18 protein-coding genes and 1 riboswitch are annotated in these 24,443 nt (G+C 71.9%); of the genes, 8 read left to right on the forward strand and 10 right to left on the reverse strand.

Features of this window, described 5'->3' with window-relative positions; genetic code table 11:
* Nucleotides 1-28 precede the first annotated feature (28 nt).
* From ACZ4SF_RS14205 to ACZ4SF_RS14220, 4 genes are all read right to left on the reverse strand, one after another.
* On the reverse strand, nt 29-2,443 hold the full coding sequence (locus tag ACZ4SF_RS14205) for a DUF5682 family protein (RefSeq protein ID WP_468383038.1): 2,415 nt from the start codon (nt 2,441-2,443) through the stop codon (nt 29-31).
* A gap of 11 nt (nt 2,444-2,454) precedes the next feature.
* Nucleotides 2,455-3,558, reverse strand: coding sequence for an AAA family ATPase (locus tag ACZ4SF_RS14210; RefSeq protein ID WP_468383040.1), 1,104 nt, complete (start codon nt 3,556-3,558; stop codon nt 2,455-2,457).
* Nucleotides 3,555-6,965, reverse strand: coding sequence for a DUF4132 domain-containing protein (locus ACZ4SF_RS14215; protein WP_468383043.1), 3,411 nt, complete (start codon nt 6,963-6,965; stop codon nt 3,555-3,557). The genes ACZ4SF_RS14210 and ACZ4SF_RS14215 overlap by 4 nt, the downstream gene beginning before the upstream one ends.
* Before the next feature lie 217 nt (nt 6,966-7,182).
* A complete protein-coding gene (locus ACZ4SF_RS14220; protein ID WP_468383046.1) occupies nt 7,183-7,809 on the reverse strand; it encodes a TetR/AcrR family transcriptional regulator in 627 nt (208 codons plus the stop codon).
* Between the two features lie 80 nt (nt 7,810-7,889).
* On the opposite strand from ACZ4SF_RS14220, the gene ACZ4SF_RS14225 reads away from it, so the two are divergent.
* Both ACZ4SF_RS14225 and ACZ4SF_RS14230 read left to right on the forward strand, forming a co-directional pair.
* A complete protein-coding gene (locus tag ACZ4SF_RS14225; RefSeq protein WP_468383049.1) occupies nt 7,890-8,684 on the forward strand; it encodes an MBL fold metallo-hydrolase in 795 nt (264 codons plus the stop codon).
* 607 nt (nt 8,685-9,291) lie between these two features.
* A complete protein-coding gene (locus ACZ4SF_RS14230; protein ID WP_468383052.1) occupies nt 9,292-10,398 on the forward strand; it encodes a hypothetical protein in 1,107 nt (368 codons plus the stop codon).
* 343 nt (nt 10,399-10,741) lie between these two features.
* Here ACZ4SF_RS14230 and ACZ4SF_RS14235 read toward each other — a convergent pair whose 3' ends face one another.
* Together ACZ4SF_RS14235 and ACZ4SF_RS14240 are read right to left on the reverse strand one after the other, a co-directional pair.
* Nucleotides 10,742-11,893 carry a glutathione-independent formaldehyde dehydrogenase gene (locus ACZ4SF_RS14235; protein WP_468383689.1) on the reverse strand — a complete coding sequence of 384 codons (1,152 nt, stop codon included), beginning with the start codon at nt 11,891-11,893 and terminating at the stop codon, nt 10,742-10,744.
* Nucleotides 11,894-12,179: 286 nt separating this feature from the next.
* Nucleotides 12,180-13,136 (reverse strand): hypothetical protein, encoded by a 957-nt coding sequence (locus ACZ4SF_RS14240; RefSeq protein WP_468383055.1) that lies wholly within the window; start codon nt 13,134-13,136, stop codon nt 12,180-12,182.
* 207 nt (nt 13,137-13,343) lie between these two features.
* On the opposite strand from ACZ4SF_RS14240, the gene ACZ4SF_RS14245 reads away from it, so the two are divergent.
* On the forward strand, nt 13,344-13,919 hold the full coding sequence (locus tag ACZ4SF_RS14245) for an AMIN-like domain-containing (lipo)protein (RefSeq protein ID WP_468383058.1): 576 nt from the start codon (nt 13,344-13,346) through the stop codon (nt 13,917-13,919).
* Between the two features lie 249 nt (nt 13,920-14,168).
* On the opposite strand, the gene ACZ4SF_RS14250 is transcribed toward ACZ4SF_RS14245, so the two are convergent.
* Nucleotides 14,169-15,398, reverse strand: coding sequence for a cytochrome P450 family protein (locus ACZ4SF_RS14250; protein WP_468383060.1), 1,230 nt, complete (start codon nt 15,396-15,398; stop codon nt 14,169-14,171).
* A gap of 542 nt (nt 15,399-15,940) precedes the next feature.
* Complete coding sequence (locus ACZ4SF_RS14255; RefSeq protein ID WP_468383063.1) at nt 15,941-16,684, reverse strand: methyltransferase domain-containing protein; 744 nt, start codon at nt 16,682-16,684, stop codon at nt 15,941-15,943.
* A 421-nt stretch (nt 16,685-17,105) separates the two neighbouring features.
* On the opposite strand from ACZ4SF_RS14255, the gene ACZ4SF_RS14260 reads away from it, so the two are divergent.
* The 4 genes from ACZ4SF_RS14260 to ACZ4SF_RS14275 all read left to right on the forward strand — a co-directional run bounded on the left by ACZ4SF_RS14260 (nt 17,106) and on the right by ACZ4SF_RS14275 (nt 20,988).
* Nucleotides 17,106-17,951, forward strand: coding sequence for a S1 family peptidase (locus ACZ4SF_RS14260; RefSeq protein ID WP_468383066.1), 846 nt, complete (start codon nt 17,106-17,108; stop codon nt 17,949-17,951).
* A gap of 198 nt (nt 17,952-18,149) precedes the next feature.
* Entirely contained in the window at nt 18,150-18,854 is a 705-nt protein-coding gene (locus ACZ4SF_RS14265) for a hypothetical protein (protein WP_468383069.1), read from the forward strand.
* 73 nt (nt 18,855-18,927) lie between these two features.
* Nucleotides 18,928-18,998, forward strand: a riboswitch (guanidine-III (ykkC-III) riboswitch).
* Nucleotides 18,999-19,011: 13 nt separating this feature from the next.
* Nucleotides 19,012-19,890, forward strand: a complete 879-nt coding sequence (locus tag ACZ4SF_RS14270) for an MBL fold metallo-hydrolase (protein ID WP_468383072.1) — start codon at nt 19,012-19,014, stop codon at nt 19,888-19,890.
* 360 nt (nt 19,891-20,250) lie between these two features.
* Complete coding sequence (locus tag ACZ4SF_RS14275; protein ID WP_468383075.1) at nt 20,251-20,988, forward strand: SDR family oxidoreductase; 738 nt, start codon at nt 20,251-20,253, stop codon at nt 20,986-20,988.
* A gap of 181 nt (nt 20,989-21,169) precedes the next feature.
* On the opposite strand, the gene ACZ4SF_RS14280 is transcribed toward ACZ4SF_RS14275, so the two are convergent.
* Together ACZ4SF_RS14280 and ACZ4SF_RS14285 are read right to left on the reverse strand one after the other, a co-directional pair.
* Nucleotides 21,170-22,084 carry an RNA polymerase sigma-70 factor gene (locus ACZ4SF_RS14280; RefSeq protein WP_468383078.1) on the reverse strand — a complete coding sequence of 305 codons (915 nt, stop codon included), beginning with the start codon at nt 22,082-22,084 and terminating at the stop codon, nt 21,170-21,172.
* 328 nt (nt 22,085-22,412) lie between these two features.
* Nucleotides 22,413-22,760: a DUF1330 domain-containing protein gene (locus ACZ4SF_RS14285; protein ID WP_468383080.1), complete on the reverse strand. Its 348-nt coding sequence runs from the start codon at nt 22,758-22,760 to the stop codon at nt 22,413-22,415.
* Nucleotides 22,761-23,088: 328 nt separating this feature from the next.
* On the opposite strand from ACZ4SF_RS14285, the gene ACZ4SF_RS14290 reads away from it, so the two are divergent.
* A complete protein-coding gene (locus ACZ4SF_RS14290) occupies nt 23,089-24,387 on the forward strand; it encodes an extracellular solute-binding protein (RefSeq protein WP_468383083.1) in 1,299 nt (432 codons plus the stop codon).
* The last annotated feature ends 56 nt before the right edge of the window (nt 24,388-24,443 follow it).

Below are 24,443 nucleotides of genomic sequence, written 5' to 3' on the forward strand. Positions count from 1 at the left end.
GCCGGAGGCGGGTCCAGGGGTGCTGGGGTCATCGGCTCGCCTCCGGACGCGGGGCGGGCACTGTCCGGTCCACGGGTGCGGACCCCAGTCCGTGGCGGTCGAGCAGGCGGGTCACGTTGTCCTCCAGGGCTCTGGCTCGGGCCAGCAGCAGGGGGTCGGCGGGGGTGCGCAGCAGGGAGCGGGCCGAGCCGCGCAGTCGCCGGCGCTGCAGCAGGCGCTCGGCGATGCGCTCGCGTTCGCGGGGCGGGAAGAAGGCGAAGGCCTGGCGGAGCGCGGGCAGTCCGATGAGGAAGTCGGGCTCGGACAGGGCCGATACAACGCCGTCGACGACGTCGATCAGGGACCCCTCGGCCGCTGTGCCGTGCGTGACCTCCTCGCGGGCCACCGCGAACAGGCCGGTCAGCCAGTCGCCGAGGGCGTCCGCCGCAGTCGCGGCGAGCGCCTGGACCACCGGCCCGGGGTCGTCCGGTACGCCCAGTGCCCGGCGCAGGCCGAAGGCGGCGCCGCGCAGACCGGCCGGGGCGCGCGGGTCGCGGCTGATCCGGGCGGCGGCTTCGGCGACGGTCTCGGGGGTGACCGACAGCAGGCCGGGCGCGTGCCGCACGGCATCACGTGCGGCCGCGAGCGCGCGCAGCGCGGCCAGGTCCACCCCGGGACCTCCGTGGAGGCCTTCCGCCAGCCAGAACACCCGGTCGACGGCGCTACGCACCACGCCGCCCAGCAGCCGGTCCCGGGCCACGCCGAACACCCGGTCGTGGCGCCACAGGCCCAGCGTCGCCACGAGCATCTCGCCGAGCGGGCCGAGGGCACCGACCTGCCCGACCCGGGCCGCCAGCACCGTCAGGAGATCGGCGCAGAGCGGACCGGCCCCGCATTGAACGGCGTCGAACAGCAGCCCGGCCAGCGCCTGGACGTCCGGGCCCGCCGCGTGCATGCGTGCGCCGAGCTGCGCCGCTGCCGCCTCGTCCAGGCGTGCCCCGTAGGCGCCGGCCTCGATCAGGGCGGCCTCCCGCCCGCCTGCCGCCGGCCGGGGCTCCCACACCTCGGTGAAGACCGGATCGGCCCCGTCGGCCGGGCCCGAGATGCGGGTGAAGCCGGGGACGCCGAGGACGCGCAGCCGGTGCAGGGCACGGCTGCGGGCCAGGTCCTCTTCCTTCGTCAGGTCCAGGGTGACCGGTGCGTCGGCGCCGGCAAGGCCCAGGTGGGCGAGGTGGGCTGCCACGTCGTGCACCAGTGGGGGCAGCGGTGTGTCCGGGTGCAGCCGGCCCACGGCGTCGCCGGTGCAGGCGGTGACCATCTCCACCACCACCGGATGGGTGCCCGTGCCGAGGGTGCCCCCGGTCGTCCACGGCAGCGGCCGGTCCAGGTCGTCGGCGATCAGCGCGCCGGCCAGGCCGTCGAGGACGTCCACCCTTGTCTCGTACGGGTGGCCCCGTAGCCGGGCCAGGCCCTGGGACAGTGCGCGGGCGGCGATCAGGCCGGCCGTGGACAGCGGGATCCCGCGGGCGCGCAGCCGCTCGGTGACCGCGCGCAGCAGGTCCTGTCCGGCCGCCGCCGGGCCGGTCTCCCACAGCCGCTGGTAGTAGCCGGGTGAGGGCATGCCTGACAGGTAGCCGGCGAAGGCGTCCAACTGCCGGAAGGAGTACGGCACGAGGAAGCTGCCGCCGAGCGCGCCGCCGGGTGGCTCGGGCACCGCCGGCCAGTCGGCCGGAGCTGCGGCGTCCGCCCGCCCTGCGGACAGTGCCCGCAGGGCGGGCTGGTGGAAGCCGCCGGTGACCACGAGCACCGGACGGCCGCCCGCGCGGGCCAGCGCCGCGCGGACCCAGGAGGCCATGTACTCCTCGCGCGCCCGGTCCGCGGCATCCGCCTCCGCATCGCCGCGCACCAGGTCGAAGTAGGTGTCGAGGCGGGCGCGCAGTTCCTCCGGGTCGGCATCCGGTTCCGTGACCTCGAACAGCCCGTCCCACAAGGCGTCCGCGGAGTCGACGGCGAAGTGCTCGCGCAGCCTGCGCGTGGCCTCGGCGTACCGCGCCTCCGCGTCCGCGTAGCGGTTGGCGTACCGCTCGGTGTGGCCGGCGACGGCCGGGTGCCAGGCGGGCAGGTCGACGAACCGTACCTCGGCGCCGGCGGCGCGGCCCACCCGCAGCGCGATCCACTCCGGGGAGTAGTCGCACAGCGGCGCCCAGGACGTGGCGACGCGCTCGTCGTCGCGGTAGTGACTGAACACGGCGACGGGCAGCGTGTGTCCGAGCAGCAGCTCGTCCAACCGGTCGTTCATGTCCGCCGGTCCTTCCACCAGCACGTACGCCGGCCGAAGTGTCCGGATCGTGTGGGCGACCAGACGTGCGCAGGCGGGTGAGTGGTGGCGCACGCCGAGGAAGACGGCGGGCGCAGGCGGGACCGGCGGCGCCGGGCACGCCTCCCCCGCCGGGCGCTTCGACACGGAGGCCGGCATCAGTCCGCCAGCAGGTGACGGGCCTCGTGCAAGGCCTGCCATTGCGGGCCGGGGCGGCGCCGTGCCTCCTGTTCGAGGAAGCGGCGCAGCCGGGCGAGGTCCTCGGGGCTGTCCTTCGCGGCCGTGCCCGCCAGGCAGGCCACGACGTCGGCCGCTGCGCCCGGCTCGCCGCGCAGGAACCAGGCCCGCACGCCCACCGCGTGCGCCACCGACACGGCCTCCGCGGTGCTCATCACCGTCGACATCCGTTCGCCCTGTGCCGCGGTGCCCCGCAGTTCACGGAAGGTGCCGACCAGCACCTCCAGCACGTCCCGGCGGGGCGGCGGCTCCACCCCGGACTGCCGCAGCAGCGCCGCGGCCTCGGCCTCCACGAGGTCCAGTTCGGTCTCGAAGTCGGCGATGGGGAAGACCGTCTCGAAGTTGAAGCGCCGTTTCAGGGCGGCGCTCATCTCGTTGACGCCACGGTCGCGCGTGTTGGCGGTGGCGATCACGTTGAAGCCCTGCCGGGCGAAGACCAGGCCCTGCTGCCCGTCGAGTTCGGGGATGGTGATGACCCGGTCGGAGAGCAGGGAGAGCAGGCAGTCCTGCACTTCCAGCGGGCAGCGGGTGATCTCCTCGAACCGTACGATCCGCCCCTCGGCCATGCCACGCAGCATCGGCGCGGGCACCAGGGAGCGCTCGGAGGGGCCTTCGGAGACCAGCAGCGCGTAGTTCCAGGAGTACTTGATCTGGTCCTCGGTGGTGGCCGCGCCGCCTTGCACGGTGAGGGCGCTGCTGCCGCTGACGGCCGCCGCGATCAGCTCCGACAGCAGCGACTTGGCGGTGCCGGGCTCGCCCACGAGCATCAGGCCACGGTTGGTGGCCAGCGTCACCAGGGCGCGCTCCACCAGGGAGACGTTGCCGACGAACTTGCGGCTGATGCCGGCCTGTTCGTCGCCGACGATGAAACGGCGGGCCGCTCGCAGGCTCAGCCGCCAGCCCGGTGGACGGGGATCGTCGTCCGCGGCGCGCAGGGCGGCCAGTTCGCCGGCGTGGCGGACCTCGGCGGGCGGGCGCTGGAGCAGCGCCTCGCCGGCCTCTTCGACTTCGGCGGTGGCGCTCACCTGGCGGTCACCTCGGTGAGGTCGGCGAGGATCTCGGAGGCGATGACCGGGTCGAGGTCGCCGAAGCGCAGTACGTGCTCCCGGCGGGGCCAGTAGTCGCCGGGAGCGGAGGCAAGCCAGACGTTCTCGAAGATCTGGTCGGGGAACACGTCCAGCGCGCCGACGGCGATGCCCTCGTCGAGCCCGATGACCACGTGGTGGTCGTCGTCGATCCGCCGGTGGAACCAGCGCTCCACGCCCGCGTCCTGCGGTACGCCGCGCTCCCAGCCCCGCTTGGTGAGGCCGAGGAGCTTGCCGACCGGCACCTTCGCGCCCTCGAACCGCTCCAGCCGGTGCCCGGCGGCCTCCTGTGCGGTCAGCGCGTGCACGGCCCGGCCCAGCTGCGGGAACGGCTGGAGGATCTCGTAGTCGGCGAACAGCTCCGACCACGCGTCGAGATCGTCCGTCAGGTGCAGCGGGTGTGCCACGCGGACCGTGGCCTCTTCGGACAGCGTCAGCTCGTCGTCGTGGACGTCGGCGAAGGTGCGGTCCTCCGCTACCCGGAAGGCCGTCACCGCGGCGCCGGTGTCGCCGATCCAGACCAGGCGGCGGACCATGTGCCACACCAGCGGGTGGGCGACGAACAGCTCCCGGAACTCCGTGACCGTCCAGGTGCGGCGGTTCACCATCGCCGCCTCCAGGCGCCGTACCTGGTCGCCGGCGACGGTGCGGACGTCCTTCTTCAGCGCGGCGAAGCGCTTGCGCTCGGCCGGGGCCAGCTCCGGGTCGTCCTTGGCCCCCGGTGCGGGCAGCGCCTTGCGCTGCTTGCCGTCGGTGTCGCGGACGTAGGGGCGCAGCTGCTCGTCGAAGCCCACGGTGAACTGACGGGGGCCGTAGTCGATGACGGTGCTGCCGTCGGCGTCGAGACCGAAGTCGGGCACGAGCCGGTCGCCCAGCTGCTCGGCGCTCAGGCCCAGGCCCTCGGCGACCTCCGCGATCTTCTCCTGGGCGCGCTGCTTGAGCGCCTTGAAGGGCACCCGCTGGGCGATGCCGTGCAGATGCATCAGGGCCACGTCGGTCCCGATCGTCGCGAGCACGGTCAGGCCCTCCACGGCGCGGTGGTGGCCGCCTTCGCCCGGCCAGGCCCGCACGACGGGCGTGAGCCGGCGCACGGTGTCGTCGTCGCCGAGCCAGCCGAGCGCGTGCAGCGCCCAGTTGTCCCTGGGGGGCATGCCGGCCAGCCGCCACTGCTCGAACAGACCCCAGGCGAAGCCGGCGAGGGACTCTGCGGAGCAGTGCGCGGTCAGCACGTCCAGGCCGGGGTAGACCTCGCCGGGCTTGGAAAGCGCCAGCAGCATCAGGGCGTTGCGCGCCGCGTCGGCGGGCAGCGCGCCGCCCTCGGTGAGCAGGAGCTGCGGCAGCAGGGCGGGATCGGCCCAGGCACTGACCGCCGGCAGCCGCGCGGGCAGCGCACTGACCAGGGGGTCGACGGCCAGCGACTCCTCGACGATGCTCGCGGCTTCCTCCCCGCACTCGGCGACGGCCGCCGGGAGCGCCGTGCCGTGGGCGTCCGCCAGCAGCCGCAGCGCCTTCTCCGCGCCGCGCCGCACCGTACCGACCGGCCCCACCGCATGGGGGACGAGGAACGGCACCGCCTGCAGACCGTGCCGGGTCACCCAGGCGCGGGCGGTGGCGTCGGCGGACTTCAACCGTGCCAGCCAGTCGCACACCATCGCGGCGACCTCGGAATCCCGGTAGGGCAGGAGCAGGTCACCCAGGGTGCTCGGATGGCGGGCCGCGGCACGCCGCAGCAGCGGCAGGGCGGCCAGACCGTGCCTGGCGGCGACCGGCTTCAGCGCCGCCTCGCCGTCCCAGTAGTCCTCGGGCGCACAGTCGGCGAGCAGCGGTCGTACGACGTCCTCGGGGCCGTCGACGAACAGGCGCACATGACCGAAGCTTGCGAGCTGCCCGGTCTGCCTGAGGTACTCGATCTCGCGGGACCAGTCGTGAGCGCCGCGCCAGTTGTACCAGGTGTCGGCCTTGGCCCAGGCCTCCTGCTCGCCCGGCTGCCAAGCCACCTGCGGCTCGGGGGCCTCGGGTGTCTCGGCGGCCACGCGGGCCTTGCGGGCCTTGCGCTTCCCCGCCCACGGCGGGCTGACGAGCAGCGCGGGCAACGCCTCCGCCGGGGCTTCGGGGGCCCGGTCGCTCCGGGTGAGGTGAGGCGCCACGAGGTCGGCGACCTCGGCGGGCAGGCCGGGCAGGACGGCCGCGGTCAGGCCGGTGTGCGCGACGACGTGCCCGACGAGCAGCTGCCCGGCCATCGACGCGTTCTTGCCGGTGCCGGTCGCCGCCGCGCCCAGCAGGCGCAGGGCGCGCACCGGATAGCGGCGCATCGCCTCCAGCAGGTGCGGGCGGACGTGCTTGTCGTCGACGCGGTGGAGGAGCAGGCCGAACGCCTCGTCCGTCGGCACTTCGACCAGGGCATGGGCGTAGGCCTTGGTCTGGTCGGAGCCGTAGGCCCGGTCGAGGGCCTCGTCGAGGAGTGGGGCGAACGCGGTGCCGGTGCCTTCGGCGAGGGTGGCGATGAGCGCCGTCGTCCAGCCGTTCCAGACGAGGCCTGCCCGGCGGCCGAAGGTCCGCAGTTGCTCCGGGGAGTTCAGCGAGCACAGCAGCATCGCCCGCAGCTGTTCGTCGGCCTGCGGAACGTCGGCGCACGCCTCGTCCACCCACTCCTGCTCGGTGGGCAGCAGGTAGGACACGACGATGCGGCGGCGTATGCCGGTCCGGCAGCCGGCCAGTGCGGCGACCGTCTCCTGGTAGGTGTCCTCGTCCGCCACGGACAGCAGGGCACGCGCGCGGTCGGCGAATTTCGACCGCGCCCAGTAGGTGCCGGTGGTCGCGTCGGCGCGGAAGCCGAGCCAGGGATTCTCGCGGCGGACACCGTTCTGGTGGTAGTGCGGCTCGACGTCGAAGTGCTCGACCACCGCCTGTGCGGCGAAGGCCAGGCCGTGCGCGCGGACCCAGGCGTCGACGAAGATGCCGTCCGGGTCCTGCCAGTGGAAGGTCAGCGACGCCAGCACCGCGGCGCCCAGCGGGTTGTGACGGCCGCTCATGTGGGCCCGCGTGACTTCGACCAGGCCCGGGTCGCTCTTCGGGGCGGTGAGCATCGATTCGATCCAGTCCGCCTGTTCGTGCAGCCGGAGTGCCGTCCGCTGCTCGGTTTCGGGGTGCGGCCCGGCAACGCTCCGCGCGGTCCCGCCCCGCCGGGGATACACCAGGCGCCGCCAGGAGGCCGGCATCCGGAACGTCTCCTCGTCGGGCAGCACGACCGGCTCCTCCACCGCGGCCGCCGGTTCGACGGCACCGGGAGCCTCCCCCTCGGGCTCCCCCTTCACCGAGCGCCCCCCGGCCAACTCCGTACGCGGCACAGCCCCTCCTCCGCCGACCCCGGGCGGGGTCGATCGCTTGATCAGATGGCTGTCACGTTATCCGGGCCCACTGACAACGCCCCCGGTGCCGCGAACGCAGCCGTCCCGGGCGCTTCTCGGAGCAGTTGGCCGGCTGCGAAGGCGCCGCGCTCCTCCGCGGCACCCACGCATCTGCCGGGTGGGCCTTCGCACCGTGGGCCGAGTGCCGTGGCCGACGTCAGCGACCCGGGCGCCCGGCGCCCGGGTCCGCGGAAGCGCCGAGACAGGTGAGCATGAGGCGCCGGGCGCGGGTGGCCGCGCCTTCGTCGCCGAGGAGTTGGATCTCTTGGTTGGCGGCCATGGCGATACCCGTCAGGGTGGACACGAGGTCGTCGGCGTCGAGATCCGCGTCGAGGTCGCCGGCGGCCTGCGCGGTCGCGATCTGTTCACCCAGGTGCCGCCGCCAGCGGGTCACCACGTCACGCAGTGCGGCCTGCAGCTCGCCGGGCTGTCCGTCGAGTTCGAAGGAGGCCGCCGTCATGAAGCAGCCGTTGGGGAACGGGCTGTCGAGCAGGTAGGCGCACCAGGAGTCGATGAGGGCGCGCAGGCGTGGCAGCCCTGGTCCGGCGGCCTGGCCGGGGGCTACCACCGCCTCCGTGAACATGTCCGCCGCCCGTGTCAGAGCGGCGAGTTGGAGACAGGCACGGGAGCCGAACGGGCCGGCGACCCCGGCCTTGCTCATGCCGAGCGCCTCCGCCAGTGAGCCGATGGTCAGTCCGGACAGCCCCACACTCGACGCCTGCGTCACCGCGACGTCGACGATGCGGTCACGGGTGCGCCGGGCTTCCTCGGCGGATTTTCTCATACCCCTCACTTTAACAGTCGATCGTCTGCTAATTTTAGCGAACGTTCGTAAGGTAATTGACCTGAAGAGGGAGCGTCCGCATGCGTGTCCGATGGCTGGGATGGGCCGGAGTAGAACTCGAAGCACAGGGTGAGAGCTTGGTCATCGACCTGCTCGGCCGGCCGGAAGGCGTCTTGGAAGGGACCGAGCTGTCGCCTCCTTTGCCGAAGGTCGTCCCGCCGCGCACGGCAGGGAACGTGGCCGCCGGTCTGTGCACGCACCTCCACCGCGACCACACCGACGCCGGGGCCCTGGCGCGCGCGCTGCGCCCCGGCGGAACGGTCCTGCATCCGGAGTCCTTCGGCGGCGACGACCAAGAGAACCTGTGGACTCTCAAGGCGGAGGCGGAACTGACCGCCCACGACCTCCCCCGTCGGGCCATGGGCCTGTGGGAGACCACGAAGATCGGTCCGTTCACCATCGCGGCCGTCCCCGCCGTGGACACCCTCGGCGATCCCCAGGTGTCCTGGGCCGTCGAAGCCGACGGCACACGCGTGATCCATCTCGGCGACACCATGTTCCACGGCTACTGGTGGCGCGCCGTCCGCCGCTACGGTCCTTTCGACGCGGTCCTCACGCCCATCAACGGACCCACTGTCTGTTTCCCGCACTGCCGGCCGCCGAGCCCCTTCCCCGCCGCGCTCGACGCCCGTCACGCCGCCGTGGCCGCTCGCCTCCTCCAGGCGAGGACCGCGATACCGATCCACTACGACGGCTTCCACCTCGACGGCTTCTACGCCACCGAGCCCGACGAACTCGCCCGCTTCCTCGAAGCGGCCGCCGAGGAGCCGTACGAGGTCATCACTCCCCGGCTGGGCACCGTTCTCGACATCTGACGCCCGCCCCACCGCACTCCGGCTCGACGCGCAGCCGTGCCGGCCCGATCCTCATCGCGGAGGTGACGAAACGGAGTCGACCCGACGCGGGTGCCGTCGAGTGAACCAGGGGGGGCCGCGGGCAACCGTTGGCCAGGGCACCCGGGGTGCGGCTGATGCATCGGCGCAGGCCGGCGTGGACGCCCGCGAGGGCGGGGCGGGGCCCGCGGCTCGGCGGCGGTCCCTTCTTGAGCGTATGCGGCACCGCCCGTTCGTGCGGGCGATGCTCGTACCTCCAGGCGAGGCATCCTGTGCGCCGAGGCCGGGCGGCGGGGCCGGCCGGAATGCCGGAACAATCGGCTCCGTCGCGCTCAGCAGCGGTTCTCGCCACCAGCGTCACCGAGGCACCGCTCTTTCGTGAGCGGGCCCGGGTGGGGAGCGGTGCCCGCGGGCGCCCCGGCCGGCCGACCCGGAGCGCGCGCGGTTCGCGCCGGCGGCCGTGCGAGGACGGACACGGCCACTACGCTTCCCGCGGCTCCGGTTGACCGGTTTTCAGTGCCATTGGGGATATGCCGGAGCTGTCCGGGACGCATCCACGTCCACGAAACCTTGGGGGATTCCTTTGATCATGCGTTCGACCCCGCGTCGCGGCCAACGGAGACGGCAGCGCGTCCCGTGGCGCCGGTGGGCCGCCGCGCTTGCGGTGGCCGTCGTCACCGTCACCGCAGGGACCGCGTCCGCCGATGTACGTCCGGGCGCCGAGCCTGGGACCGTCACCCTGGCCACCCGTGGCCTGCACCTCACCGCGGCCGACACGTCCTGCTTCAAGAAGTCCTACCCGAACTGCGCCAGTTCGGACCCGACCGTGTCGTTCCAGCTCGTCAGCCGCGGCGACACCAGTGCGTGCACCTTCACTCTGAACACCATCTGGGGCGACGGCACCGGCGGCACCGTCGACTTCAGCGGGGGCCCCGACGGGACCCTCCTGACGCCGGTGAAGCACACGTACACCAAGCCGAAACCCTTCGTCGCGCCGAAGACCTATGCCCTCACCTGGTCGGTCACCGTGCGGTCGGGCAGCAACTGCGTGCCCAGTTCGGACAAGCTCAGCTTCGCCCGCACTTGTACGTCCAGCGCGCTGAGCGGGTCGGCCTGGGCCGCCCGCTTCCCGACCAGCACCCGGCTGGAGGACCTGGCGGACGGCTTCCGGGGCGAGGTCACCTCGTTCGTCCGGGCCATGAGGAGCGGTGGGATCACGGTGGTGCCGCGCGCCACGCTCCGGCCGCCGCAGCGGGCGTACATGATGCACTACGCCTGGCTGGTCGCGAAGAAGAAGACGCCCGCCGACAAGGTGCCGCCGTTCAAGCCCGCGAACAGGCAGGACCCGGTGAACATCTGCTGGCAGCACACCAAGGCGGACGGCACCTTCGACTCCGCCGCTTCCGTGGCCGCCGCGCAGCGCCTCGTCAAGGCCCTCGGCATCGACCCGAACCTGAAGGTGGCACCGGCTCTGACCAGCCTGCACACCCAAGGACTCGCCATCGACATGACGACCACCTGGTCGGCGCGCAGCGTCACCGTCACCGACCACGGCGGTCACCGCGTGACGATCTCGACCACCCCGCACACCGGGCTCAACACCAAGCTCATCTCGGTGGGCCGCAGTTACGGGGTGATCCACTTCTCGTCACCCCCGGACGCGGACCCCAACCACTGGTCGTCCAACGGTCACTGATCCCTGACAGCGCCGTGGGGGGTGGACGGAGATCGCACGGTTCTCCCCCGCTCCCCCACCGGCGCCCTCCCGGTCACGCCCACGTGCCGGGCACCGACGGGAGCAGGCGGTGTCACTCCGACCAGGGGCGATCGCGGCGCCTGGACTACGTAGACGAACGCAGCCGAACGCAGCCGAACGCAGCTGACGTAGACGCCGTAGACGCCGTAGGGGAACAGCGCCGCGAACTGGCCGGCGGAGTCGCCACTCCTGCAGCTTCAGGGCCGGCTCGCGGCCATCCGGTGGGGAGCGGCGAACGGGCACAGCAGGTCCGGGCACGCGGAGTGCCCGGACCTGGGGTGCCTCACGCGGCGAGAGCGTGGCCGGGGTGCAGAACGACCTTGGTGTAGCCCTCGATGCGCTTGTCGAACTTCTCGTACGCCTGCGGAGCCTGGTCCAGCGGCAGCTCATGGGAGACCACGAAGCTGGGCTTGGCGCGCCCGGCGATGATCAGATCGCGCAGCTGGCGGTTGTACCGCTTGACGTTGCACTGGCCGGTGCCCACCTTCTGGCCCTTCTCGAACATCCTGCCGATCGAGACCAGGAGCTGGCCGTGCTTGGCGTGCTCGTCGGGCCCGCCCGGGTCGGAGGGCACGTACAGGCCCGGCACGCCGAGCCTGCCGGTCGCACGCACCGTCTCGACCAGTTCGTTGAGGACGATGGCGGGTTCCTCGTGGCTGGCGTCGTGCGCCTGGGCCTGGTAGCCGACTGCGTCCACTCCCTTGTCGGTTCCCTCCCCCTTCATCTGTGTCTTGATCTGCTCGGCCGGGTCTCCCTTGGTGAAGTCGATGGGGATGGCCCCGATCTCCTCCGCCTTGGCGAGCCGCTCGGGCACCCGGTCGACCGAGAACACCTTCGCCGCGCCGCGCAGAAGCGCCGAGTAGGCCGCCATCAGGCCCACCGGTCCGGCGCCGTAGACGGCCACGGTCTCGCCGGGCGAGACCTGGGCGAGTTCGCAGCCGTGGTATCCGGTCGGGAAGATGTCCGCGAGCAACACGAAGTCGGTCTCGAACTCCTCGCCCGGCGGCAGTTTCAGGCAGTTGAAGTCGGCGAAGGGCACCCGGAGCCGCTCCGCCTGGCCACCCTTGTACGGACCCATGGCGACGTAGCCGTAGGCTCCGCCGGCGAACCCGGGATTGACCGTCAGGCAGAATCCCGTCTCGCCGGCGAGGCAGTTCTTGCAGAATCCGCAGGCGACGTTGAAGGGCATCACGACCCGGTCACCCTCGGCCAGGGAGGTCACACCACTGCCGACCTCCTCCACGACCCCCAGGTTCTCGTGCCCGAAGACGATGCCCGGCTCGGCCGCCGTGCGGCCCTCGTACATGTGCAGGTCGGAGCCGCAGATCGCGGACGACGTGACCCGGACGAGTACGTCGTTGGGGTGCTGGATCTGCGGATCCTCCACGTCCCTCACCGTGACGCTGAAGGGCTTCTCGTAGACGACGGCCTTCACTTCTGTCACCTCCGCGTCGAACGCTCGAAGACGGCAGCGAGGGCCGGCCGTGCCCGGGGCCACACACGAAGGCGAGGCCTTCGGACTGTGCCGTGGCCTGTGCGCTCGCTTCACCGCCGGTACTTCCAGGTAACGCCCGCCGGTCGGGTGGTGCAACCCGCCCCCGGGCGTACCCCCGATCCGGCCGGAGCCGCGGCGGCCGGGAAGCCGGGTGGGAGGCGACGGACTGCTCGTCCGCGAGCGGCCGGGGCTTCGGGCGGTCGTCCCGGCTCGTCGAACCGTCCGCTCACATGCCGACGGACGCTCTGCGCTGCGCCTGCTCGAACTCGGTGAGCGGGTCGCCGCCGGCCTCCCACGGCCAGGCGGTGACGATCGTCCCGACCGCCTCGAACACCGCACGTGCCTCGGCGCGCCGGTCGCCGGCCATCAGCGCGTAGGCCAGGAGGTTCAGGTCGGCGAGGGCCTTGGCATGGCGGAGGAAGCCCGGCTGCCCCCAGGTGTGCGCCACACGCTCCAGCGCCTGCGCGGCCATCCCCTGGGACCAGTGGTTCCGGGCCACCAGTGCCTCGTATCCGCCCCGGTCCAGAATGGCCTGGTACTGGAAGATCTGCGCGGTGAGTTCCGTCCCCACGCAGGGCGCGTTGGCGGGCATGCGGGCACCGAGCGCGTCCACGAAGTCCAGAACCTGGAGCCGGGAGCCTGCTTCCTCCGGAGCGAGGTAGGCCAGCATGGTCAGGTACGCCTCGCGGTTCCAGCGGTCACGCGTGAGCACCTCGTTCCACACGCCGAACACCTGGGGCTGCTTCCACCGTTCCCAGCGAGCCACCCTGAGCAGGGCCACCCACGGGGTGGGGTCGTCCGGCGCGAGTTCGGCGGCGCGCAGACAGCCCTCCACGGCCTCGGACATGTCGCCGCGGTGGTCCTCGGCGCGGGCCTGCGTGACCTGGGACCAGGCGTGGAGCACCAGTGCGTCCGAGTTGCGGGGCTCGCGCGCGGCCCAGGAGCGCGGCAGGTGTGACGAGGCGAGGAAGTCCGCCAGGACACTGATGCGGTGGGTTCGGCGGTCCCAGTCGCCAGGGTCCTGGTCCAGGAGCCGGGACATCTGTGCCGCGCACAGGTCGGTGGTGGCGATCGTGCCGGTCCGGGCGGTCGCCCGCAGGGACTTCAGCAGCCTGCCCAGCTCCTGGTCGTCGAGTTCAGGGGCGACGCGGGCCCGTTTGCGGCGGCTAGAAAGAAATCCCATGGCCGGAGGCTAGAACGGATCGCATGGCGCACAAGGGCTGAGCCGAGATCGTTACCGATCGCTTGCCCTGCGTGAGCACGAACGGTCATCGCGGGAGCTTCCGGTGCCGGAGGCGGGCGGCGCACCGGCGGTCCCGGGCGTGCAACCATCAGGGCAACCTACGTGTCTCACCCCATAGGAGCATGACACTCGACCAAGGGGGACATCATGCGACGAACAGGGGCGGTGACGGCGGCGCTCGTCATGGCGGCAGCCGGGCTGGGAGTGACGGCAAGCGCCGCGGACGCGGCCACGGCCGGCAGTCCCCGCGTGACGGCCTGTCCGACCGGCTGGGGCAGTGGGGACAAGGGCGGTGCCGCCACCGGGGCCGTACCGCTGGAGAACATCAGGACCGGTCGGCACGACTGCTTCGACCGGATGGTCTTCGACGTGCCCGGTGGCGGTTCCGTCGAGTACTACGTCAGGTACGTCGACCGGCTCACCGCGAGCGCTTCCGGTCGCTACATACCGGTCAGCGGCGGAGCCGTGCTCGACGTCCACGTCGGCGCGCCGAGTTACGACCCGGAGAGCGGCACGCCCACGTACCCCGGGCAGGTGGGCCGGACCCTGCCGGGCGTGAACGTCAGCGGGTACCGCACCTTCCGGGACACCAAGTTCGCCGGCAGTTTCGAAGGGGAGACGCAGGTCGGCCTCGGCGTTCGCGCCCGTCTGCCGTTCCGGGTGGTGCAGCTGCCCGGCCGTCTCGTGGTCGACGTGGCTCACAACTGGACCGGCAGCCGCTGATCGCACGAGCGGCACGGTCCGCGGACCGCGGTCCGCGCGAGGCAACTGGTGGGGGCGCTGTCCGCGGCAGCGGGCGGCGCCCCCACGCGGGCAGGAGGCGCTGTGGTCGGTCCGTCGGCATACGGAGGAGCGAGCAGGGCAAGACTCGGTAAGGGGCGGGGCGGCACCTGGTCGCTCCGCCGGCACACGGAGCAGCGAGCAGGGCAGGACTCGGTACGGGGCGGCACGACTCGGGCACGCCGGCTCCGCTCAGCCCGACCCGCCGCCCGGGGTGAACGTCACCGGAAGCTGCGACGGGCCGCGGAGACCGCCGGGCCGCCAGCCCAGTTCGGCCGGCGGCACGGCGAGGGTCAGGTCCGGGAGGCGGCGCAGGACCGTTCCGATGGCGATCCGGCCCTCCAGCCGGGCGAGGGGCGCGCCCAGGCAGTAGTGGATGCCGTGGCCGAAGGCCAGATGGCCGTTGTCGCGCCGGGTGATGTCCAGACTGTCGGGGTCGGGGAACCGTGCCGGATCCCGGTCGGCGATCGCCGAGGCGACGACCACCGTCGCGCCGCGTGGGATGCGCACACCCGCGATCTCGACGTCCTCCCGGGCGAACCGGGCGATGCCCGGGCTGACCGGGCCGTCGTAGCGGAGGAATTCCTCGATCGCTTCGGGCAGCAGGTCGGGTTGCTCCCGCAGCAGGGCCGCCTGGTCGGGGTGGGCCAGCAGCGCCGCGAGACCGCCGCCGATCAGGTTGACCGTCGTGATGTACCCGGCCACCAGCAGCAGGAAGGCCATGGCGATCAGCTCGTCGTGGTTCAGCCGCTGCTCCTGGTCGTGGGCGCTGATCAGCGCGCTGAGCAGATCGTCTCCCGGCCGGGCGCGCTTGGCTTCGAGGTGCTTCGTCACGTACGCGCGCATGTGCTGCCACGCCTCGTCGACGACGACCGGGTCGGGCATCTCCTCGCCTCGCACCAGCATGGCATCGGTCCATCGCTGGAAGTCGTGCCGGTCGTCCACCGGCACGCCGAGCAGCTCACCGATGACGGTCACCGGCAACGGCAGCGCCAGGTCCGCCACGAGTTCGGCCCGTCCCGTCGGCACCACGGCGTCGAGCAGGCGGTCGGTGATCGCCTGGACGCGTGGCCGTAGGTCACCTACCCGGCGTGCGGTGAACGCCTTCGAGACCAGGCGGCGCAGCCGGGTGTGGTCCGGCGGGTCGGACCGGAGCATGTTGCTCATCATCGATTCCCGCTCGAACGCGGGCAGCTGTGCGATGAGGCGGGGGTCCGAGGCGTCCCGGACATCGCTGCTCAGCCTCGGGTCGGACAGGGCGGCGAGCCCGTCCTCGTAGCGTGTCACCAGCCAGGCTTCCATGCCGCCGGCGATGATCGCGCGCCGGACCGGGCCGTCCTCGCGCAGCCGTCGGTACAGCGGGAAGGGGTCCGCCACGAAGGCGGGGTCGGAGTAAGGGAGAAGGACTGGCTGCTGGCTCATCATGCCTCCCAGGGCCGGCGTTGCCATCATGTGCCCATTTGCCAGCACTTCAGGCTATATACCCGCAATCATGATTCATGCATTCTTGCGGCAGCCGGCCCCCGGCGCGGGCGGGCGGGAGCGCCGCGCCCCGTCTCGGCGCGGTCCACTTCTCTCGGCTCCCGCGGCACCACCGGCACCGCGGGTCTCCGTCTCCGCCCTTGTCAGCCGCCAGGCCTGCTGATCCGTTCCGGTCGGATCATGAAGATCACCGGGCGATGTAGCAGGTGCTGGGGCGGCGCAGCAGCGCCAGCACCTCCTCGCCGAGGGGTACGGGCATGGCGGTCTCCGGGCGGCGGCGGGTACGTGGGGCAGCAGGGCCGTCGAGATCGGCTGTGACCGACCACCCCGGCCGGCCGGCGGGGTTCCGGCGACGTCGGACTCGGCCGCGGAGGAAGTGTCGTCCACGGGAAAATCATGGGCCGCACGAACCGTGGTCACGAGAGTTTGTCTTGCTGTGGACCTTATGCCGGGGCAGCCGTTCCCGTCGGCTGGCACGCAGGTCAGCGGCCGGCCACGAGCAGCCGGTACCCGACGTCGACAGTGTCGAGCGTCAGCAGCTCGGCGTGCCGTGCGCGCCAGCGGCCCGTCGCCAGGTCGTCCGCGAGCCGGGCAAGTCCAGGGGCGAGCGTGGCTTCGCCGGGCTGGGCGAGCAGGGAGATTCCCGCGCGCACCTGAGGGTCGAGGTAGGCGCTGGGGCGGCGCCAGTACGCGGCGGCGAACCCGTCCACGCAGTCATGGGGGATCCGGACGGGTTGCGACCGCGCACCGCCGAGCAGGTCGGCCAGCCGCTCCGTCGGGGTGGCGCGGGTGTCGTCGAATGCTGCTGCCTCCGGGAGATAGTCCCGGACGAGCCAGAACCGCTCACGGAAGATGTGCTGGTCCCACGTCAGGATGACGATGCGGCGGCGGGCGACCCGGCGCAGTTCGGCGATTCCGGCTGCCAGGTCGGTCCAGTGGTGGACGGTGAGCAGGGCCATCACGGCGTCGGCTGCGTCGTCCCGCAGGGGGAGGTGCTCCGCGACGGCCTGCACGGCGGGCGCGGATCCCGGCGGGCGCTGAGCGATCATGACCTGGCTGGGTTCGACCGCGAGAGCCGTCCGCGGCGGTTCGTAGGAGCCGGTGCCGGCACCGATGTTGATCACGTCGGTGGCGTTCCCGAGTGCGGCGTGGATCTGTGCGGCGATGCGTGGGTCGGGCCGGCGTGTCCGGGCGTAGGTGGCGCCGAGTGAGTCGTAGGTGGCCATGGCGGTCAGTATGCGCAGCGGCGCGGCCCCGGCGGTGAATCGGCGTGAAACCCCCTGCGCTCCCCCGGAGTTCGGAGTCGTCCGCGGGCCCGGCGGCGAGTGCCGAGGCAGGCGGTTGGGGGGACTGGCCGAGCCGGACACCCTCCGTACGCCGTCGAGCACTACCGAACCGGACACCCTCCGTACGTCGAGCACTGCCGAACCGGACACCCTCCGTACGCCGTCGAGCACTTTCGGGAACCCCTCCCGGCAAGATCCCATCTGACAGGGCGGCATGCCACCCAACGCTGGGCAAGTCCCGAGTCGCTCGGCCCGGTTGAGCGCCTCGGGCGTGTCCGTCGTGGTGGTCCATCGGAGATTGGAGACACCCCCCATGCGTCATTCCACCGCCCACAGAACCACGCCCCGGCGGATCGCCTCCATGGCGATAGCTGCCGGCGCGGTGCTCGGGCTCGTCGGTACGTCCACCGGGGCGGCCGACGCGGCGACGCCGGCGCACCCCGCCCGCCCGGACAGTCCCATCATCGGCGGCTCGGAGAAGCCCGTCGGGTCGTATCCGTTCATGGCGGCGCTGCTGGCCAAGGGCCGGGGCAACCCGCACGACCGGCAGTTCTGCGGCGGCAGCCTGCTGGACGCGAACGTCGTCATGACGGCGGCACACTGTGTCGTCGACGTGCAGCCGAAGGAACTCGAGACGGTCGTCGGCCGCACGGTGCTGTCCAAGAAGAACCAGGGACAGCTGCGCAACGTCATCGACGTCGTCGTCCACCCCCGCTACGCGCGGGGACAGGAGGCGTACGACGTCGCGTTCCTGCTGCTGGACAAGCCGGTCACCGGTACCGCGCCGGTGAACCTGCCGACCGCCGGCACGGACGCGCTCATCCGCCCGGGTGCCAAGGCCACGGTCATCGGATGGGGCAACACCGACACGGAGATCCCGGACTATCCGGACCGGCTGCGCGCGGTCGACGTGCCGATCGTGTCGCACATCGAGTGCAAGGCGTCGTACCCGGGCTACGACAAGAAGGTCAACGTCTGCGCGGGTGTCGAGGGCAAGGACTCCTGCCAGGGGGACAGCGGCGGGCCGATGTTCCGCAAGCTGCCGGGCCGCCGCGGCGTCTACCAGATCGGCATCGTGTCGTACGGCGACGGCTGCGCGGCACAGGGAGCTCCGGGCGTGTACACGTACACCGGCTCGGCCAAGCTGTGGGACACCCTGGGCGAGTCCGCCAAGGGCAAGAAGGTGAAGCGACTGCTCGGCCGCTGATCCGGTGAGAGGATGCCCTGTTTCCCGGGGTCCCGGGGTCCCGGGCGGACAGGGCATCCGCGGAGACCGGCGCAGTGTGCCGCAGGGAGCGGGACCGGTCAAGCCACGAATTTTCCTGGCATGACCGGAGGCGGGGGGTTGGGCCCCAATGGATGCAAGGCACCCGCCCACCCCCCACTCACCAGGATGTGCATACCCATGGCTCTTCGTCCCGCCTACCAGCGCCTCGCCCTTCTCGCCGCCTCCACCACGGTGATCACCGGAGGCGTACTGCTTCCCGCCACCGCCTTCGCCGCGCCGCCGGCCCCGCCCGTCGCCGCCGCCACCGTGGCCCAGGCCGACGGCACCGCTGCGGACAGCGCCGACGCGGACACCGCCGAGGCCGACACCGCCACGGCCGACAGCGCCGAGGCCGACAGCGCCGACTCCACGGCGCAGTGGACGCTGACCACCGACAAGGAGAGCGGCATCTCGGTCGAACTGCCCGGGCAGGCGGAGTCCGAGGCGGCGGACGGACACGACGGCCGCGGATACGCGGTGGAGACCGAGTACGGAAGCATCGGCTTCATGGTCCTCGACGAGGACGACCTCGATCTGCAGGACCTCCTCGCGGAGAACGTGGACGACTACAACCAGGCCTCGGAGTCCCCCGACGAGTCGATCAGCAGCGCGAACGTCCAGGAGGGCACCACGGACGACGGCAGCCCCCGGCTCGACGCGGACCTGAGCGCCGATGACGGCACCTACGGCCACGCCACCTACATCGTCGTCGGGGACCACGTGCTGGAGTTCGTCGTCTTCGGCACGGAGGACCAGGTGGATGCCATGCAGGCCGACTTCGCCCAGGTCCTGGAGAGCATCCAGGTGTCGGAAAGCGCCTCGGCGGAGTCCGACGACGACTGAGCACCCGGTTTCCGAGCCTCGCTGGGCCCTGTTCACAGGGCCCACAGGCCTGCTCAGGGGTCATGGTAGCTTCGCCGTGGCAGCTCACAGGTGTCTGCCCCGGACGAGACGTGCGCCGTACCCGGCCCGCCAAGACGACGCACACCTAGGAGACGTCATGGACGCGGGCACGCACCTGATCGACTTCACCGGACCGACTCCCCCGCCCCGGGCGCTGGACGTCCGGTGGATTCACGGCTCACCGTCGGCCAAGCACAACACCGATCCGGACATCCAGGTCCATCGGTACGACGAGCACACGTTCATCCTGCGACAGAACAAGGCGATCGACTACGAGGCGCCGTTCCTGTTCCTGATGTTCGGGAACGCCCGGGCGGTGCTGATCGACACCGGCGCCACCGCATCCGCCGAGTTCTTTCCCTTGCGCCAAGTGGTCGACGAGCTCGTCGCCGGCTGGCTCGCCCGCCATCCCCGGGAGACGTACCACCTGCTGGTGCTCCACACCCACGCGCACGGCGACCACATCGCGGCGGACGGCCAGTTCGCCGATCGCGCCGACACCACGGTGGTCGATGCCGATCTCGCCACCGCCTGGAAGTACTTCGGCTTCGACGCGGACCCCGAAGCCGTGGCGCACGTCGACCTGGGCGGCCGCGTGCTGGAGTGCCTGGCCACCCCGGGTCACCACGAGGCTGCGGTCACGTTCCACGACCCCTGGGCCGGCTTCCTGCTCACCGGCGACACGGTCTATCCCGGTCGGCTCTACATCCAGGACTGGGAGGCCTTCGCCCGGACGATCGACCGCCTGATCGACTTCTCCGAGCGCCGGCCGGTCACCCACGTGCTCGGCTGTCACATCGAGATGACCAGGGAGCCGGGGGTGGACTACCCGGTCCGCACCACCTACCAGCCCGACGAGCCTCCCCTGGAGATGACCACCGGCCATCTGCACGAGATCCGGGCGGCCCTCAGGGAACACGGCGGCCGGCCCGGCCGGCGCGTGCATCCCCTCTTCATCCTGTGGCCGAACACATGAGCCGTCACTGACGCACACCCCCGCCGTGGACATCGGCGACCCCGCCCGGCCCATTCGGCCGGCAGGCGGGTCCCGGCGATCACGCCGAGGTCTGCCGCGAGGCGGAGTTCAGCGGCTCGGCGGCACCGCCGGCGAAGTGGCCGCGGGCCCCGCTCGCCGGCCGCGTCGCGTTGCAGGGTCTCCCGCTCAAGGGGAGCGTGGATCGCAGCCGGCGTTGATGTCGCAGCTCCGGGCGGGTGTGGACTCGGCTGTCACAGACCCGCCCGCTGCCCTGTCTTGTTGGTGTGCGGCATGACGCACCGGGTCCGGCGGGGCATCCGCCGGTATCCGTCAGCAGCGAATCAGCAAACGGAGACAGGGATGAAGATCGTGGTCATCGGCGGTACGGGACTCATCGGTTCGCAGGTGGTCGCGCTGGTGCGCGACCGGGGTCACGAGGCTGTGGCGGCCTCCCCCTCCACGGGCGTGGACACCCTCACCGGACAGGGCCTGGCTGAGGCTCTCAAGGGCGCGGACGTGGTGGTGGACGTGTCGAACTCCCCGTCCTTCGAGACCGAGGCGGCGCTGGACTTCTTCACTCGTTCGGCCCAGCACGTGATCGAGGCAGAGAAGGAGGCGGGGGTGGGGCACCACGTCGCGCTCTCGATCGTGGGCGTCGATCAGGTGCCCGACTACGGCTACTACCAGGCCAAGGTCGCTCAGGAGAATGCCGTGCGCAACAGCGGCGTTCCGTACAGCATCGTGCGCGCGACGCAGTTCTTCGAGTTCATCGCTCCGGTGATGGACATGTCCACCGAGGGCGGGGAGGTGCGCATGCCCACCGTCCGGCTGCGTCCGATCGCCTCCGCGGATGTCGCCTCCGCCGTCGCCGAGGCGGCTCAGAGCGAACCGTCGAACGGCGTGCGCAACATCGCCGGCCCCGAGGTCCACCAGCTTGACCGGCTGGGCGAGATAACCCTGGCGGCGAAGCCGGACGGCCGCACCGTCGTCACCGACGACTCCGCCGGCCTGTTCGCGGGCATGCCCGACGTTCTGACCGGCGACGACACGGTGCACGTCGCAGCCACCCGCTACGAGGAGTGGCTCGACCGGAACTGATCGGCGCCCCGGCGGGCCCGGCCCGGAGAGCACCGCGTCCCTGCACCGCCCGCGCCCGTCCGAGCCACATCCGGCCGTGGAGGCTGCGGATACGCCAGGGACCGCGGTGCTCTTCTCCTCCGCCCGGGGGCCCACCGGTCGGACGCTGCGGCCGGCCCGGTCGCTGCGCCCGGCCCCGGTCTCACGACGCGCGGGTGAGCCTGTGTGACGACCGCTCGTACGCTCTGAGCTTGTCGGGCGTCAGGACCCAGTAAAGGCCGTCGATGCCGTCCGGTCCCACGGTGACGCTCGCCAAGGCCACCGCGGCACCGTCCTCGACGAGCAGCAGAGCGGGACGGCCGTTGGCCTCCGCCACGCCGTACTCGGCCCCGGGGAAGAACTTCTGGGCGAAGGCGGTGATCCTCGCCACGCGCTCGGCCCCGGCGACCTCCAGCCGGGCCACGCCTCGCATGCCGTTGCCGTCCGCGTAGGCGACGACGTCGGCCGACAGCAGGTTCTCCAGTGCAGCGACGTCACCGTGCCGCGCCGCCGCGACGAAGGCTTCGACCAGGCGTCGGTGCTGCACCGCATCCACCGGAGCACGGCGCTCGGCGGAGAGCCGTTTGCGGGCCCGGCTGACGACCTGCCGCGTGTTGGCCTGGCTCAGCTGCAGCATGCCCGCGATCTCGTCGTAGGCGTAGTCGAACGCCTCTCGCAGCACGTACGCCGCCCGCTCCACGGGACTCAGCCGCTGGAGGACCATCAGCACGGCCAGTTCCAGCGCCTCGCCGCGCTCTGCGCCGACCTGCGGGTCCAGACTCGTGTCGACGGGCTCCGGCAGCCACGGCCCCACGTATGCCTCGCGGCGTACGCGTGCCGACTGGACCACGTTGATGGCCAGACGTGTGGTGATCTTCGCCAGAAAGGCCCCCGGGTCCAGCACCGCCGTACGGTCGGCGCCCTGCCATCGCACCCACACGTCCTGCACCACGTCCTCGGCCTCCGTCACGCTGCCCAGGATGCGGTAGGCGATACCGAACAACCGCGGACGCAGTTGCTCGAACGCGTCCGCCGCCGCGTTCAGCGAGTCGCCGGGGACGGGCTGTCGCTGGTTCATGGTGCCGATGCCTCCGCAGGTCGGCCGTCGTGGCCTCGGCCGGCGTGCCTCGGCGCAAGGACGGCCCGCTCGGTTGTGATCCTACGGCGGGCTCGTCGCGAGAGCCGAGCGGGTGGGTCGCGGAGGTCACGGCGGCGCAGTCGGCACCCGGGCGACTCGGGGCCGGGGGCGGCCTTCATCCGGTGCCGGGGGCGGGCTTCATCCGGTGCCGGGGGCGGGCTTCATACGGTGTCGGCGGCACGCCTCCTTCGCCACGGTCTCCCCGGCCGACAGCTTCATCGGCACCTTCACGCCCGGCAACGGCGCCACGGCCCGACTCGGCCCGGGGTCACCGGCCGGCCATGGCCTCGCGCATCGCCTTTGCGGTGTCGGCCGGGTCGTAGCCCTCCGGGACGCCCGGGACCAGGATGATGTCGCCGTCGATGTGCCGCGAGCGCAGCGGGGCGATCTCCTGATACGCGGGCGAGTCCCACCAGTTCCGCGCGTCGGCCATCGAGGGGAACGAGATCACCACGACGTGCCCGGGCCAGCTGCCCTCTGTGACCTCGTGCTGCGCGCCGTGCACGAGGAAGCGGCCACCGTACGGCTCGAAGGTGGCGGTGATGCGCTCGATGTAGTCGGCGATCTCGAGGTGCGGAGCGGCTTCCTGCAGGTGCGCTATGGCGTAGGCGGTCATGGTGTCCCTCCGGTCGATCGGGTTTCGTACAGCGGGCTTCGTGCAGCGGGCTTCGTACGCCGATGATCGTGGCATGCCGGTGCGCCGGGGGCGATTACCCGCCAGGTAAGCGCCGCCGGCCGGCGTACTCCGGGCCGTTCCATGGCGCACGGCGGTTTCTGACCGTCCTGGGCCTTTGTGCCGCTCGGCGTTGCACCGCGTGCGTCCGCCGGTCACAGAGTGGTTGAGACCTCTTGTGAGCGTGTTCATGCAGTCTCTAGCCTCCGGGGTGTTGTGCAGTGCGAAACAGTCGTTGCGCATATTGCAACGCTCAACGGAGGAGCACTCCATGAAGCTGTCCGTCCGTTTCCTTGGGTTCACCGCGCTCGCCGCCGCCCTGACCACCGCCTGCGCGCCCCGGACCTCCGTCAACTCCCCCTCGGAGCGCGACGAGAAGACCGGCACCCTGCGCGTCTGGCTCTTCCAGGAGGTCAGCAACCAGCCCAAGCAGCGCGTGGTCGACAAGGTCCTCGGCGATTTCGAGAAGGCGCACCGGGGCACCGAGGTGACCGTCGAGTACATCCCCGTCGAAACCCGCGCCGAGCGCATCAAGGCCGCCTTCAACGACCCGAAGTCCGCGCCGGACGTCATCGAGTACGGGAACACCGACACCGCCGGCTATGTGCGGGACGGCGGACTCGCCGACGTCACCGCGGATTTCAACGCCTGGAGCGAGGCCAGGGACACCGATCCGACCGCCCGGCAGTCGGTCACCGTGGGCGGCAAGGTCTACGGCGCACCGTACTTCGTCGGCGTACGGGCGCTGTACTACCGGACCGACGTCTTCGAGCAACTCGGCGTCGGCGTACCGAAGTCGCAGACAGAGCTGATCTCGGCCGCGAAGAAGATCCGGGCCGCGAGGCCCGACCTGTACGGCCTCGCCGTCGGCGGCGCCTACACGTACGGCGCGATGCCGTTCATCTGGGCCGACGGCGGTGAACTGGCCACGGGCAAGGGCGGCTCGTACGCCTCGGCCATCGACAGCCCCGCCGCCCTGAAGGGCATCAAGGCCTACACATCGCTCTTCGGCGACGACAACTGTCCGGCCGCCAAGTGCGCGGGCATGGGCGGCAACGACACGGTGACCGCGTTCGCCTCGGGCAAGGCGGCCATGGCGATCGGCGGCGACTTCAGCCATGCCGCCGTGGAGGCCGGGAAGGTCAAGGGGAAGTACGCGGTGGTTCCGCTGCCGGGGGTGAAGCCCGGTTCCATCGCACCGGCCTTCGCGGGCGGCAACAACATCGGCGTCCTGAAGAGCACCTCGCACCGCACCCTGGCCGTCGACCTGATGAAGCGGCTCGCCTCGAAGAAGACACAGGCCGAACTCTTCGACGCGATGGGCTTCCTGCCGACCTTCGCGGACGTACGGCAGCAGGCCGCGGCGAAGAAGCCGTACGTGAAGCCCTTCGTCGAGACACTCGCGGCGGGCACGAAGTTCGTGCCCGCCTCGCCGGCCTGGGCGCAGATCGACTCCTCGCTGGTGCTGCCGACCATGTTCCAGGAGATCGCCAGCGGCAAGAAGGACGTGGCTGCCGCCGCCGGCGATGCCGCGCGGAAGATGAACGACGCGTTCGGGTCCGCGGGATGACCAGGACGACGAACGCGGCTCCGCCGCCGGAGCGGGGCGGGCCGGTCGCCGTCGGC

The organism is Streptomyces sp. NPDC027663 (genome assembly GCF_055566415.1).